The organism is Bradyrhizobium sp. F1.4.3, assembly GCF_040548375.1.
Lineage (GTDB): Bacteria > Pseudomonadota > Alphaproteobacteria > Rhizobiales > Xanthobacteraceae > Bradyrhizobium.
Genome location: NZ_JBEPRN010000019.1, coordinates 104214 through 118007, shown reverse-complemented (window position 1 = coordinate 118007; position 13794 = coordinate 104214). Strand labels below are relative to the sequence as shown.

The window sequence follows — 13794 nt, the reverse complement described above, 5'->3', positions numbered from 1 at the left end:
GGCGCAAGCGCCCCGTTTTCCGGACCGGACGGACCGGTCCGCCAGCGAAATAGCAGAAATCGATGCACGATGCGACATTGAGGAACCGGGTGGGGCAGTGGCTCGAGCCGTCCCGCCGCAGCGATGTTCCCCCGTTCATGGTGATGGACGTGATGGCCGCGGCGGCCCGGATTGAGGCGGCCGGCGGCCATGTCATCCACATGGAGGTCGGCCAGCCCGCGGCTGGCGCGCCGAAGACCGCGATTGCGGCTGCTCACGTGGCGCTCGAGGCGGGGCGGATCGATTATACGTCCGCGCTCGGCATCCCCAGTCTGCGCGAGCGCATCGCGCGACACTATCGCGATGCCTATGGCTGCACCGTCAGTCCCGAGCGGATCGTGGTGACCACGGGCTCCTCCGGCGGCTTCATCTTGGCCTTCCTGTCGATGTTCGAGCCCGGCGACCGCGTCGCGGTGACGGTGCCGGGCTATCCGCCTTACCGCCACATCCTTACCGCGCTCGGCTGCGAGCCGGTGCTGATCGAGACCACGAACGAGACGCGCCAAGCGCTGACCGGTGAGGCCTTGCTCGCCGCCCATCGTAAGGCGCCGCTGAAGGGCGTGCTGGTCGGCAGCCCGGCCAATCCGACGGGGACGATGATGTCGAGGGAGGCTTTGGCGGGCCTGATCGCGGCGGCGGAAGACGCGGGGATCCGTTTCATCTCGGACGAGATTTATCACGGGCTCGACTACGCATTTCCGGCGGTGACAGCGGCGGCGCTGTCCGAGCACGCAGTCGTGATCAACTCGTTCTCGAAGTATTTTTGCATGACGGGCTGGCGCGTCGGCTGGATGGTGGTGCCCGACATCCTGGTTCGCCCGATCGAACGGCTCCAGCAGAACCTCTCGATCTCGGTGCCGTCGCTATCGCAGATCGCAGCCGAAGCCGCCTTCGACGGCGCGGCCGAGATGGAAGAGATCAAGCACGGCTATCAGGAAAACCGCCGTATTCTGATCGAGGGATTGCCCAAGGCCGGGCTGACCCGGTTCCTGCCTGCGGACGGCGCCTTCTACCTCTATGCCGACGTCTCGGATTTCACCTCCGACAGTTTCGACTTCGCCAAGCAGATGCTGGAACAGGCGCGCGTTGCGGCGACCCCGGGCCTCGATTTCGATCCTGTTCATGGCCGCTCGTTCATACGATTCTCCTATGCGCGGTCGGCTGCGGAGATGCGCGAGGCAGTTGACCGGATCGCTCACTGGCTTAAATAGCCGCGAGTTTTCGAACAGCCTTTGGAGTGCATCTTGTCTGACCGAACCGTCCAGTCCAACGTCGCGCCGCATTTTCCTCTCGCCGCATTGTTGTGGCCCGCCCGACCGGGCGAAACCGTCGGTGCACTGCGCGCATTCGTACTGGTTGCGCTCGGCACCGCGCTGATGACGCTGTCCGCCAAGGTCAGCCTGCCGCTGCCTTATGTGCCCATGACCTTGCAGTCGCTGGTCGTGCTGATGATCGGCGCGGCCTATGGCTGGCGCCTTGGCAGCGCAACCATGATCGCCTACCTCGCCGAGGGCGCGATGGGGTTGCCGGTGTTCGCCGGCCCGGTCGGCGGACTTGCGCCGCTGGTCGGCCCGACCGCCGGCTATCTGTTCGGCTTCGTTGCCGCAGCTTTCGTGACCGGCTGGCTGGCCGAGCGGGGCTGGGATCGCAGTGTGGTCCTGCTGTTCGCGGCGATGGCCGTCGGCCACGTCGTCATTTTCGCCGCCGGCTTCGGCTGGCTGGCCTTCGGCTTCGGCGTCGCCAAGGCCTGGCAGGTCGGCGTGCTGCCGTTCATCGCGGCATCGCTGGTCAAGAATGCGCTGGGTGCGACACTGATGCCGGCGGCGCGCCGGATCATCGATCGCCGCCGGTAAGCGCCTAAATCCAACCAGTTCCAATTGACAGGGCCGGCCAAGTTGATCTTGGCTGGCCCGGCTTTTCAGGGGGGAATGAACCAATGACAACGACAACGATGGCGGAGGCGCCGGTCGCACCGAGCGCCGCCAAGCCGTGGTACAAGATTCTCTATGTGCAGGTGCTGATTGCCATCGTACTCGGCGCCATCGTCGGCTGGCTGTGGCCGTCGGTTGCCACCAACGACTGGATCAAGGCGCTCGGCGACGGCTTCATCAAGCTGATCAAGATGGTGATCGCGCCGATCATCTTCTGCACCGTCGTGTCCGGCATCGCCCACATCCAGGACGCCAAGAAGGTCGGGCGCATCGGCGTCAAGGCGCTGGTCTATTTCGAGATCGTGTCCACCTTCGCGCTGATCATCGGCCTCATCGTCGGCAACGTCCTTAAGCCGGGTGCAGGTTTTGGCAGCGCCGCGGCCAATGCGCAGGCCGTCGCCGGCTTCGCCAAGCAGGCGGAAGCGCAAAAGTCCGTCGACTTCATCCTGCACATCATTCCCGACACCGTGGTCGGCGCCTTCGCGCAAGGCGAGATCCTCCAGGTGCTGCTGTTCTCGGTGCTGTTCGGCTTCGCCATCATGGGGCTCGGCGAGCGCGGCTATGTGATCCGCAACTTCATCGACGATGCCGCGCATGCGGTGTTCGGCGTCATCTCGATCGTGATGCGCGCGGCGCCGCTCGGCGCGTTCGGTGCGATGGCCTTCACCATCGGCAAGTTCGGCACCGGCGCGATCCTCAATTTGATCGGGCTGATCGCGACGTTCTATTTCACCGCGGCGCTGTTCGTCCTCGTGGTGCTCGGCATCATCGCGCGGATCGCCGGCTTCTCGATCTTCCGCTTCCTGACCTATATCAAGGACGAACTCCTGATCGTGCTCGGCACCTCGTCGTCGGAGAGCGCGCTGCCGTCCTTGATGGAGAAGCTGGAACGGCTCGGCTGCTCCAAATCGGTGGTCGGTCTCGTGGTGCCCACGGGCTATTCGTTCAATCTCGACGGCACCAACATCTACATGACGCTGGCGACCTTGTTCATCGCACAGGCGCTCGGCTACGATCTGACCTTCGCCCAGCAGCTCACGATCCTGGTCGTGGCGATGCTGACCTCGAAGGGCGCTTCCGGCATCACCGGTGCGGGCTTCATCACGCTGGCCGCAACGCTGGCCGTGGTCGATCCACGGCTCGTACCAGGCATGGCGATCGTGCTCGGTATTGACAAGTTCATGAGCGAATGCCGCGCGCTGACCAATCTCTGCGGCAACGGCGTGGCCTGCGTGATCGTCGCCTGGTGGGAAGGCGAGCTCGATCGCGACAAGCTGATGGCGCGGCTGAGCCAGCAGATCGATCCGACGGACATGGAAACTGCCGTCACGACGGACTGATCTGCGAGCTGCATCCGGCGGCGCGCTGCGCCGTCAGACCTTGAAGTAATAGGGCTGGTCGATATCCTCGATCAGCCCTTTCTCTTTGGGCTCCCAGCCGAGCAAAGCGCGCGTCTTCGCACTCGACGTCGGCACGTCGACGCCGGCGAATTGTGCGAACCAGCCGAAATGCTCAGCCGCTTCCTCCGGCGATTTCGAGACGACGGGTACGCCGAGCCTTCGGCCGATCACCTCCGCAATCATCTTGAATGGCACACCTTCCTCGGCGATCGCATGATAGTGCCGTGCTGTTGCGCCTTGCTCGAGCGCAAGCCGATAGACGCGCGCGGCATCGACGCGGTGCGCGGCCGGCCAGCGATTGCTGCCGTCGCCGACATAGGCCGACACGCCCTTCTGGCGTGCGAGGTTGATGAGGATCGGGACGAAGCCGTGATCGCCCTCGCCATGTGTGGATGGCGGCAGCCGCACCGCGGCGGCGCGGACGCCAGCCAATGACAGCGCCGTTGTTTCCGACACACGCGGAAAGCGTTGCGCGGACGCGTCATCTTCGGTCGCGAGCCGCCCGGGCGCCAGCAGCGCGACGCCGGAGGTGACGATCAGCGGACGGTCGGAGCCTTCCAGCGCGCCGCCGAGCGCGAGGATGGCGCGGCGGTCGAGCTCGCAATTGTCCAGGAATTTCGAGAAGTCGTGGTTGAAGCCGAGGTGCAGCACGCCGTCCGATGCGGCCGCGCCGCTGCGCAAGGAGGCATGATCCTCAAGCGATCCGCGATGGACCCCGGCCTCCATCGCAGCGAGCGCTGCGGCACCCGCGTCGGAGCGAGCGAGGCCGAGTACACTGTGGCCGGCTGCGATCAGGTCCCGAACGACGGCGGAGCCGACGAAGCCGGTGGCACCAGTGACGAAAACACGCATGAGCAATCTCCAAGGATAGGTCGAAGCATCGATCGAGGGTTGGTGGAGAGCACCATCTACGCTAGAATTATCCGGGTAAAGTAGTGAGATTATCGGGGTATAATAGCCAACAGGATGAGCGAGACCACCAGCGAGAACCTGCTTGGGACTTATCTGAAGGACCGCCGCATCCGGCTCGATGCGGCGGCGTTCGGCTTTGCCGGCAGCCGCAGGCGCACGCCAGGGCTCCGTCGCGAGGAGGTGGCGCAACGCGCCAATATCAGCCCGACCTGGTACACTTGGCTGGAGCAAGGCCGCGGCGGGGCGCCGTCGGCCGACGTGCTCGACCGCATCGCGCGGGCGCTGATGCTGACCGATGTCGAGCGCGAGCATCTGTTCTTGATCGGGCTCGGCCGTCCGCCAGCGGTCCGCTACCACGCGGGCGAAGGTGTTTCGCCGCGGCTTCAACGCGTGCTCGACGCGCTCGAGACCAGCCCGGCGATCATCAGGACGGCGATCTGGGACGTCGTCGCCTGGAACCGCGCGGCAACGATCGTGCTGACCGACTATGCAAAGCTCCCGCCGGAACGGCGCAACATCCTGCGCCTGATCTTCTGCGAGCCGCGCGTTCGCGCCGCGCAATATGATTGGGAGAGCGTGGCCCGCTTCGTGGTCGCGGCCTTCCGGGCGGATGCGGCGCGCGCTGGTGCGGTCTCGCATGTCGCCGAGTTCGTCGACGAGCTGTGCCGTCTCAGTCCCGAATTCTCGCGGTTGTGGCGCGACAACGACGTCCGCACCTATGGTGAGGGCGTCAAGCATCTGCGCCACCCCGTGCTTGGCCCGATCTCGTTCGAATATTCGGCTTTCGCCGTCGATGGCCGGCCCGATCTCGGCATGGTCGTCTACAATCCGGCGACGCCTGCGGATGCCGCGCGCATCAAGGCCGTATTGGCCGAGCACTCGGACTGACGGATTTCGCGGCCTCGCCCGTTTAACCCGCATCTCGGACGTCGAAGGGGCGGGCGGTATCGTGGGCAATGCAGCGGTGAATCCGATTGTGTTGGAGGCGGCGGAGCATTTTTCGGCCGGGCGGCCGGATCAGGCGGATGCGCTCTGCGCGGCGGTGCTGAAACTTGAGCCGGATCATGTGCCGGCGCTGCATCTGGCCGCCGTCGCCGCCTTCGTCACCGACCGCGCCGCCGACGGCGCCGCGCTGCTCAACCGCCTTTTCGACATCGATCCCGACCACGCGCCGGCGCTGGTCACGCTGGGCGACGCGCTTGCCGTGAAGGGTGAGCATGAGGGCGCGGTGGCCGCGTTTCGGCGCGCACTGCGCCGGCGGCCGGACGATGCAGGCTTGCACAACAAGCTCGGCGTGGCGCTGGGCGAACTGTCGCGCTTCGATGAGGCCGAGGCGGCCTATCGCCGCGCGATCGCGCTCGACGCACAGCTGACACGGGCCTGCTTCAACCTTGCCGTCGCGCTTGCGGAGCAGCGCCGGCTGGCCGAGGCGGAGGAGGCCTATCGCACTTTGATTGCGCGGGAGCCGGCCCATCACGGCGTCTGGCTCAATCTCGGCAACGTCCTTGTGGACCAGAACAGGCTCGCCGAGGCCGTGGCCGCCTACCGTCGCGCCCTCGACGCTGATCCGGCCAATCCGGGGCTGCTGTGCAATCTCGGTGCCGCGCTCTATCGCCAGGGACTGCTCGAAGACGCCATCGTCCAGTACCGCCGCGCCATCGCGCTCGTGCCCGACAATGTCGCGGCGCTGCGCCTGCTCGGCCTTGTCCTGCACGAGGCTCGCCACCTGCACGAGGCCGCCGCGATTTACCGGCAAACATTCGCGCTTGATCCGGCGGATCATATGATCGCCACCAATCTCGGGGCCTGCCTCTCCGATCTTGGCGCGTTCGACGACGCCATTGCGGCCTGTAAGCAGGCGCTGCTGCTCAAATCGGATCATGCGCCGGCCCATACCAATCTCGGCATTATCTTCGAGAAGCAGGAGCGCGTCGACGACGCGGTTGCGGCGCACCGCTGCGCTGTCGCGGCCGATCCCGCCTATGCCAAGGGCCACGCCAATCTCGCGGTCGCGCTACGCAATGCCGGAGAGATCGACGAGGCGCTCGCAGTCTCACGCTGTGCGGTCGCGCTTGATCCGGAGCAGCCGCTCGCGCAATACAATCACGCGCACTTCCTGCTGATGAACGGTGATTTTGCCAACGGGTTCGAAGCGTATCGGTGGCGCCGCAAATGCAAGACGCTGTCGGACGGCGATCCGATCCTCAGCGAGCCGGAATGGCAGGGCGAGCCGCTCGAAGGCCGCACGCTTCTGCTGTTCGCCGAATACGGCCTCGGCGATGCCCTGCATTTCGTGCGCTATCTGCCGATGGTGACGGCGAAAGGGGGCAAGATCATCTTGCAGGTGCAACCCGCGCTCGCCTCGCTGCTGATGCAGCTGCCCGGCGTCACCGTGATCCCGCGGGCGGAGCCGTTGCCGCCGTTCGACCTGCAACTGCCGTTGATGAGCCTGCCGCGCATATTTGGCACCACGCTCGATAATCTGCCCGCGGATGTGCCGTATCTGCATCCGGATCCCGAAAAACTCCTGCGCTGGCGTGCCGCGCTCGGTCGCGTGACGCGGCTGAAGGTCGGCGTGGTCTGGGCCGGTAATCCCAAGCACAAGGGCGACCGGCAGCGTTCGCTGTCGGCCGAGGCAGTGCTGCCGCGCCTCGTCATGCCGGGTGTGCAGCTCTACAGCCTGCAAAAGGAGCCGCGCCCCGAGGATGGTCCGGTGCTGGCTGCGCTTCACGACGACATCATCGATCTTGCGCCTGCGCTCGGCGATTTCGACGATACGGCGGCAGCGGTTGCAGCCCTCGATCTCGTCATCGCCGTCGACACGTCAGTCGCGCATCTCGCCGGCGCGCTCGGTCGTCCGGTGTGGATGCTCACGCCTTACGCGCTCGACTGGCGCTGGCTGCGCGATCGCGAGGACAGCCCCTGGTACCCGACCATGCGGCTGTTTCGCCAGCGCGGGCCGCGCGAATGGGACGATCCGTTGATGCGCCTGTCGGCCGCGCTCGCGATCCTTGTCGCGAAGGCCGAGGGCTAGAACCGCTCCGGCCGGTACGGCGTCGGGTCGATCGACGGCGTCTCGCCGCTCATCATCTCCGCGAGCAGACGTCCGGTCGCAGGGCCCAGCGTAAAGCCCTGGTGGCCGTGGCCGAAATTCATCCAGAGGCCGGGGTGGCGCGGGGCCGGGCCGAGTACCGGCACCATGTCGGGCGTGCAGGGGCGGGTGCCGAACCATGGCTCGGGCTCGGCGCGTTTGCCGAGGTCGATCAGTTCGCGCGCCGAGGCTTCGGCACTCGCGAGTTGCACCGGCGTCGCAAGCGCATCCGGTCCCGTCAGCTCCGCCCCGGTGGTGATGCGGATGCCTTTGGCCATCGGTCCCATGGCGTAGCCGCCGGCCTTGTCGACCAGCGGAAGGTCGAGCGAAGAACCTCCGCTGTAATGCATGTGGTAGCCGCGCTTGCGCACCAGCGGAATGCGATAGCCGAACTTGTGCAACAGATCCGGCGACCACGGCCCGAGCGTCACGACAGCCGCGGCAGCATCGATGCGTCCATTGTCGGTATCGACCGACCATCCTGTCGCGGCCTGCTGCAAGGTCTGGGCATCGCCGAGCACGATCGTGCCGCCGAGGCGCTCGAACAAATTGGCATAGGCTGTGACCAGGGCGCCGGGATCGGACACGGTCCAGGTGTCGAGCCAATGGATCGCACCGGGAAGGTCGTCGCGCAGGATCGGTTCGGCCTTGGTGAGCTCGCTGCCCGAGAGCGCGCGAAAATTCACGCCGAATTCGCGCCGGTCTTCCTCCGCCGTCTGGATCGCGAGGTCGAATGAAGCGGGGTCGCGATGCAGCACGCGATAGCCGGCGCGGCGGATCAGATTGTCGGCATGGGCTTCGCGGATCAGGACGTCGTGCTCGGGCGTCGCATAGGCGATCAGCCGCGCCCAGGCCTCGATCGCTTCGCGGTGCCGCTTCGGCGCCGAATGCCACCAGTAGCGGAGCAGGGGCTCGACATGGCGGTGCAGCGACGAGAAGCTGTAGCGCACGTCATTGGTGCGGCCGGTCGCAATCTTCAGGAGCGAGGCGAGGTCGCGCGGCATTGGATAGGGCCGCACGGCCTCCGCCTGGATCATTCCGGCATTGCCGTAGCTGGTCTCACGGCCGGGCTCCTTGCGGTCGACCAGCGTGACCGACCAGCCACGCTGCTGAAGGTGCAGCGCGGCGCCCACGCCCACCATGCCGCCGCCGAGAACGATTGCGCTTTGCATCGGATATGACCTCGCCAAATCAAAACCGCCCGGCTTGGCCGGGCGGTTTCATCTGGTTTTCCGTTTTACTCGCCGCCGCCGAACCGGCGTGACCACCAGCCGGCGCGACGCGGTGCCGTCGATGTTTCGGCCGCCGCTTCCGGTGCGGGTTCGGGCGCTGGTGGAGCAACCGGCTCCGGCGCTGATGCAACGGGTGCTGCGGGCTCGCTCTGGCTGCTGGACAGGAAGCTCACCTTTTCCCGGACCGTGGAGCGGCGTCGCCCGGCCTTGTCGTCGGCGGGTTCTTCCTCTGCAACAACGGACTGAGGCTGGGCCGGCGCTTCGGCTTGCAACTCGGCGCGTGGCTCAGGCTGAGCGACCTGCGGCTCGACAGTATCGATGTCTTCGGAATGCGCAATCGAGGGCGCAGCCTCGCCGCCGGACCCATCAAAGTCAGCAACTGCATCTGTCGCTTCCGGCGGCGCATTGGTAGTGAGCTCGTCGCCGATGGAGCCGGCGAGACCTTCCTCGCCACCACCGCGCCGACGGCGTCCACCACGGCGACCACGCCGGCGCCGACGATCGCTGGCGCCCTCCTGCTCGCCACGGGTCTGACCCGCCTGGTTCTCGCCTTCGTCGCCATCCTGCTCGGACTCGGAATCCTCTTCGGCTTCGCCGGCGACCGCAGCCGCCTCGGGAGGCGTGGGCGCGCTGTCCTCGCGAATTTCACCGTCGCGCTGGCCGCCACGGCCGCGGCGACGCCGGCGGCGCTTGCGGCGCTGGCCATCCTGCTCGGGTGCGGCATCGCCTGAGGCCTGCTCCTCGGCGAGACCCTCGGTCTCCTCGGTCTCGACCTCGGATTCCAGCTCCGGATCGAACTCCTCGTCGTCATAGGCTTCTTCGGCCACCGGCGGCGGGCTCGCAGCCGCCTGCGCCGCAAGCAGCGCCTTGGCGGCTTCGAGCGTATGCACCTGCTCGCCGCGGTCGATGAGGTAAGCCTGCGGTCCGCTGACGCTCGGGTCGGCGATGACCGCCAGGGTGACCTTGAAGCCGTTTTCGAGGTCGCGCAGATGACCGCGCTTGTGATTCAGCACGTAGAGCGCGACGTCGGTGCGGGTGCGGACCACGAGATTGTGGGTCGCGCCCTTCATCAGGATCTCTTCGAGGCCGCGCAGTAGCTGGAGCGCAACCGAGGACACCGAGCGCACGTGGCCGGTGCCGCCGCAATGCGGGCAGGGATCGGTCGAGCTCTCCAGCACGCTGGCCCGGATGCGCTGGCGCGACATCTCGAGCAGGCCGAAATGCGAGATGCGGCCGACCTGGATGCGCGCGCGATCCTGCCGCAGGCAGTCGGACAGCTTGCGTTCGACCGCGCGGTTGTTGCGCTTCTCGTCCATGTCGATGAAGTCGATGACGATCAGGCCGGCGAGGTCGCGCAGGCGGAGCTGGCGGGCGACCTCTTCGGCCGCTTCCAGATTGGTCTTGAGCGCGGTGTCCTCGATATGGTGCTCGCGCGTCGATCGGCCGGAGTTGACGTCGATCGAGACCAGCGCTTCGGTCTGGTTGATCACGATGTACCCGCCCGAGCGTAGTTGCACGGTCGGCGAGAACATCGCATCCAGCTGGCTTTCGACGCCCATCCGCGAGAACAGCGGCTGGCCGTCGCGATACTGCTTCACCGCGCTGACATTGGCGGGCATCAGCATCTTCATGAAGTCGCGCGCTTCGCGGTAGCCGGGGTCACCGGCGACCGAGATCTCGTCGATCTCCTTGTTGTAGAGATCGCGCAGCGAGCGCTTGATCAGCGAGCCTTCCTCGTAAACCAGCGTCGGGGCCTGCGACTTCAGCGTCAGGTCGCGCACCGTCTCCCACATCCGGATCAGGTATTCGAAGTCGCGCTTGATCTCGGGCTTGGTGCGGGCAGCGCCCGCGGTGCGCAGGATGATGCCCATGCCCTCGGGCACGTCGAGATCCTGCACGACCTCCTTGAGGCGAGAACGATCCTGGGCGCTGGTGATCTTGCGGCTGATGCCGCCGCCACGTGCGGTGTTCGGCATCAGGACGGCGTAGCGGCCGGCGAGCGAAAGATAGGTCGTCAGCGCCGCGCCCTTGTTGCCGCGCTCTTCCTTGACCACCTGCACCAGCATCACCTGGCGGCGCTTGATGACTTCCTGGATCTTGTACTGGCGGCGCGGACGGAAGGTGCGCTCCGGCACTTCCTCGAGTACGTCGTCGCCGCCGACGGATTCGACGACTTCCTCTTCGGTTTCCTCGCCGTCCTCGTCATCTTCTTCGTCGTCGTCCTCGGCTGTCGCTTCGGATTCGTGATGCGAAGCATCGGTGCTCTCGCCGGCTGCGTACACGGCATCGGCCGGTTCAGCGGCGGCGGTCACGGCTGCAGCGAGAGCCTCGGCGTGCGCTTCGGCAGCAACGGCCTCCTGCGGCTCGGCAGAGGTCTCGGCCGCGACCACGGGCTCGGCGCCGATTGCCGCGACAGGCGCGGGCGTCTCGTCGGCATGATCATGGTCGTGATGATCGTGCTCGCCGTCATGACCATGGTCGTCATGATCGTGATGGTGATCGTCATCATGGGCATGATGGTGATCGTCGTGATCATGTTCGCCATGATCGTGGTCGTGATGATCGTGGCCTTCGTGCTCGTCGTGATGCCCTGCATCGGCGTGCAGATGCTCGCCTTCATGCGAAGCGCCCGGCAGCGCCTCGCTCTCGACCGGCTGCGCCGTGGAATCGGTGCCCTCGACGATGTCGCTCCGGACCCGTTCGCCATGACCGCGGCGGCGGGCGTTGCGATGGCGCGAGCGACGGCGGCCGTGCGAGCGGTTCTCGCTCTCTTCTTCGGCTTCGCGATGGGCCTGTTCTTCGGCCTCGATCAGCGCCTGCCGGTCGGCGACCGGGATCTGGTAGTAGTCGGGATGGATTTCGCTGAAGGCGAGGAAGCCGTGGCGGTTGCCGCCATATTCGACGAAGGCGGCCTGGAGCGACGGTTCGACCCGGGTAACCTTGGCGAGGTAGATATTCCCGCGCAGTTGCTTGCGTTGCGCGGTCTCGAAATCAAACTCTTCGACGCGGTTGCCGCGGACCACGACGACCCGGGTCTCTTCCGGGTGGGTGGCATCGATCAACATCTTGTTGGGCATGTCTTAACTCTTGGCGGCGGCGGGCGCGATTCACCGTGGGCGCGATGTGCGCTGCCGGGTGACGCGACGGTCCACCTGATTCGGGGGTGAGGGGAAGGCCGAAACGCCGTCTCTCGCGCCTTGCCGAATCGGAAGCCGGAGGACCATTGCGGCGCGCGGGAGTTTCGCTCCGCAGCGTCGCGAATGGTCCTTCAGAATTCGTCGGCACAGTCTGGCGCATCAAGCGTCGGCCCGTATGAAACATCGGGCGGCGGAGCCGCCCCTTAATCAGTTGCTGCTGGCCAGGCATGGCGCGTGCGCGCTCGCCCTGGGATCAAAAACCGCTCCCTTGGGATTAAGGGATCGGGTAACGGGCCACGTCGCTGTCAAAACTGTCCCGGATACGCGAGTGGTAGCCGGGGACCGTCTGCCGCCGGGGCTTGCCCCGCTCCACCTCGCTGCCGCGCACCGCGCTGGTCTTAGAGGGGAACGGAAAAACGCTGGAATTCCCAAACCTTGGGAGTTCCGGCGCTGCACCGGGAGGCTGAATGCGACACAACCTGAAATTATTGGCCGTCAGCACGTCGTACATACGAGGAATGGGCCATCGGTGCAAGGGAGCGTCGCACGCCGGTCACAGTCAGCGAGTTTCGCGTCTCTGTCATTAAGGACTGATTAACCCTGTGGTTCTATTGCGTTAAAGAGGCTGCTCGGAGGCACGGAATCGGTGGCGAGCCGCACAAATCAACGGGTTTTGCTGGGATGTGCGCTGCTTTGCGCCGCAGCATTGCCATATGCCGATTCCTCGCGCCTGAGCGCTGCGGAAAGCCAGCCGCAACCCTCTGTTGCAGTAGCGAATTTTCCGATCGCCTCGGCAGCCCGGCTGGCCGGCGACGGCAAGCAGACCCGCTTCATTCTCGACCTCGACCAGACCATCAGCTTCCGCACCGCGACGCTTGCTGATCCCTACCGGGTGGTGGTCGACGTTCCCCAGGTCAATTTTCAACTGGCTCCGGACACCGGGGCCGGGCGGGGGCTGGTCAAGGCCTTTCGCTATGGGCTCGTGATGCCCGGCGGTTCCCGAATCGTGTTTGACCTGACGGGACCTGCCAAGATCGCCAATTCCTACGTGCTGGAGGCGGCCAACGGCCAGCCGGCCCGGCTCGTGCTCGAACTTGAGGAAGTCGATCGCGCTGCCTTCGTGCAATCGCCCGCCCCCGAAAACCGCCCCGAGCTGCGGCCGACGATCGCCGCCGCGACGCCGGCAACTGTTCCCGTTGTCGCGCCGGAGCCGGCGCAGCAGAAGCCAGGGGCGCCGGCTGACGGCCGTCCGGTCGTCGTGATCGATCCCGGCCATGGCGGCATCGACAACGGCACGCAGTCGAGCGGCGAAAGCGAAAAGAACCTGGTGCTGGCCTTTGGCCTGGCGCTGCGTGAGCGGCTGGAAAAGACCAGCAAATATCGCGTGGTGATGACGCGCGATGACGACACCTTCATTCCCCTCAATGACCGGACAAAAGTCGCCCGGACCCTCAAGGCCGCGCTGTTCGTCTCGATCCATGCCGATGCGCTGCCGCGCGCAGAAGGCGATGCGCAGGGCGCCACGATCTACACGCTGTCGGACAAGGCCTCCGACGCCGAGGCCGAGCGGCTGGCGGACGCGGAAAACCGCGCCGACGCGATCGCCGGCTTCAACCTCGCGGAGGAACCGACCGACGTCGCCGACATCCTGATTGATCTCACCCAACGTGAGACCCGCACCTTTTCAAACCGTTTTGCGCATCTGCTGATGGGCGAAATGAAGACGACGGTGCGGATGCACAAGCATCCCCTGAAGTCGGCCGGGTTCCGGGTTCTGAAAGCGCCGGACGTGCCGTCGGTGCTGGTCGAGATCGGATATGTCTCCAACAAGGGCGACCTCGAGCACCTCGTTTCCGAGGGCTGGCGGTCGCGGGCCGTGGGCTCGATGGCCCAGGCGATCGACGTGTTCCTGGCCAAACGGATGGCGACGGCCGGGTCGGGCAATTGAGAATGGAATGCAAGCCCCGCTGTTAAGCCCTAGTTTGGCCACAGCGCTCGCTTTATAAAAAACGACGCAGGGGGTTCCGGAATCGACGGGAATCCCGTTCGGCA

At 66.0% G+C, this 13794-nt stretch carries 10 protein-coding genes; 7 read left to right on the top strand and 3 right to left on the bottom strand.

Features of this window, described 5'->3' with window-relative positions:
- Positions 1-62: 62 nt before the first annotated feature.
- The 3 genes from ABIB73_RS32280 to ABIB73_RS32270 all read left to right on the top strand — a co-directional run bounded on the left by ABIB73_RS32280 (position 63) and on the right by ABIB73_RS32270 (position 3310).
- Positions 63-1250, top strand: a complete 1188-nt coding sequence (locus tag ABIB73_RS32280) for a pyridoxal phosphate-dependent aminotransferase (RefSeq protein ID WP_354230748.1) — start codon at positions 63-65, stop codon at positions 1248-1250.
- A 90-nt stretch (positions 1251-1340) separates the two neighbouring features.
- Positions 1341-1892 (top strand): biotin transporter BioY, encoded by a 552-nt coding sequence (locus tag ABIB73_RS32275; protein WP_354230793.1) that lies wholly within the window; start codon positions 1341-1343, stop codon positions 1890-1892.
- Between the two features lie 83 nt (positions 1893-1975).
- Complete coding sequence (locus ABIB73_RS32270) at positions 1976-3310, top strand: dicarboxylate/amino acid:cation symporter (protein WP_354230746.1); 1335 nt, start codon at positions 1976-1978, stop codon at positions 3308-3310.
- A gap of 33 nt (positions 3311-3343) precedes the next feature.
- Here the strand turns inward: ABIB73_RS32270 and ABIB73_RS32265 are convergent, their stop codons facing one another.
- A complete protein-coding gene (locus ABIB73_RS32265; RefSeq protein WP_354230744.1) occupies positions 3344-4222 on the bottom strand; it encodes an SDR family oxidoreductase in 879 nt (292 codons plus the stop codon).
- Between the two features lie 114 nt (positions 4223-4336).
- On the opposite strand from ABIB73_RS32265, the gene ABIB73_RS32260 reads away from it, so the two are divergent.
- The gene (locus tag ABIB73_RS32260; protein ID WP_354230742.1) at positions 4337-5170 is read left to right on the top strand and encodes a helix-turn-helix transcriptional regulator; all 834 of its coding nucleotides are present in this window, start codon (positions 4337-4339) and stop codon (positions 5168-5170) included.
- A 76-nt stretch (positions 5171-5246) separates the two neighbouring features.
- Positions 5247-7316 (top strand): tetratricopeptide repeat protein, encoded by a 2070-nt coding sequence (locus ABIB73_RS32255; protein ID WP_354230740.1) that lies wholly within the window; start codon positions 5247-5249, stop codon positions 7314-7316.
- Here the strand turns inward: ABIB73_RS32255 and ABIB73_RS32250 are convergent.
- Positions 7313-8545, bottom strand: coding sequence for an NAD(P)/FAD-dependent oxidoreductase (locus ABIB73_RS32250; protein WP_354230738.1), 1233 nt, complete (start codon positions 8543-8545; stop codon positions 7313-7315). The genes ABIB73_RS32255 and ABIB73_RS32250 overlap by 4 nt on opposite strands.
- Before the next feature lie 65 nt (positions 8546-8610).
- Positions 8611-10887, bottom strand: coding sequence for an Rne/Rng family ribonuclease (locus ABIB73_RS32245; RefSeq protein WP_354230736.1), 2277 nt, complete (start codon positions 10885-10887; stop codon positions 8611-8613).
- Between ABIB73_RS32245 and ABIB73_RS32240 the strand changes: the two genes are divergently transcribed.
- On the top strand, positions 10852-11772 hold the full coding sequence (locus ABIB73_RS32240; protein ID WP_354230735.1) for a hypothetical protein: 921 nt from the start codon (positions 10852-10854) through the stop codon (positions 11770-11772). The genes ABIB73_RS32245 and ABIB73_RS32240 overlap by 36 nt on opposite strands.
- 616 nt (positions 11773-12388) lie before the next feature.
- Complete coding sequence (locus ABIB73_RS32235; protein WP_354230734.1) at positions 12389-13690, top strand: N-acetylmuramoyl-L-alanine amidase; 1302 nt, start codon at positions 12389-12391, stop codon at positions 13688-13690.
- The last annotated feature ends 104 nt before the right edge of the window (positions 13691-13794 follow it).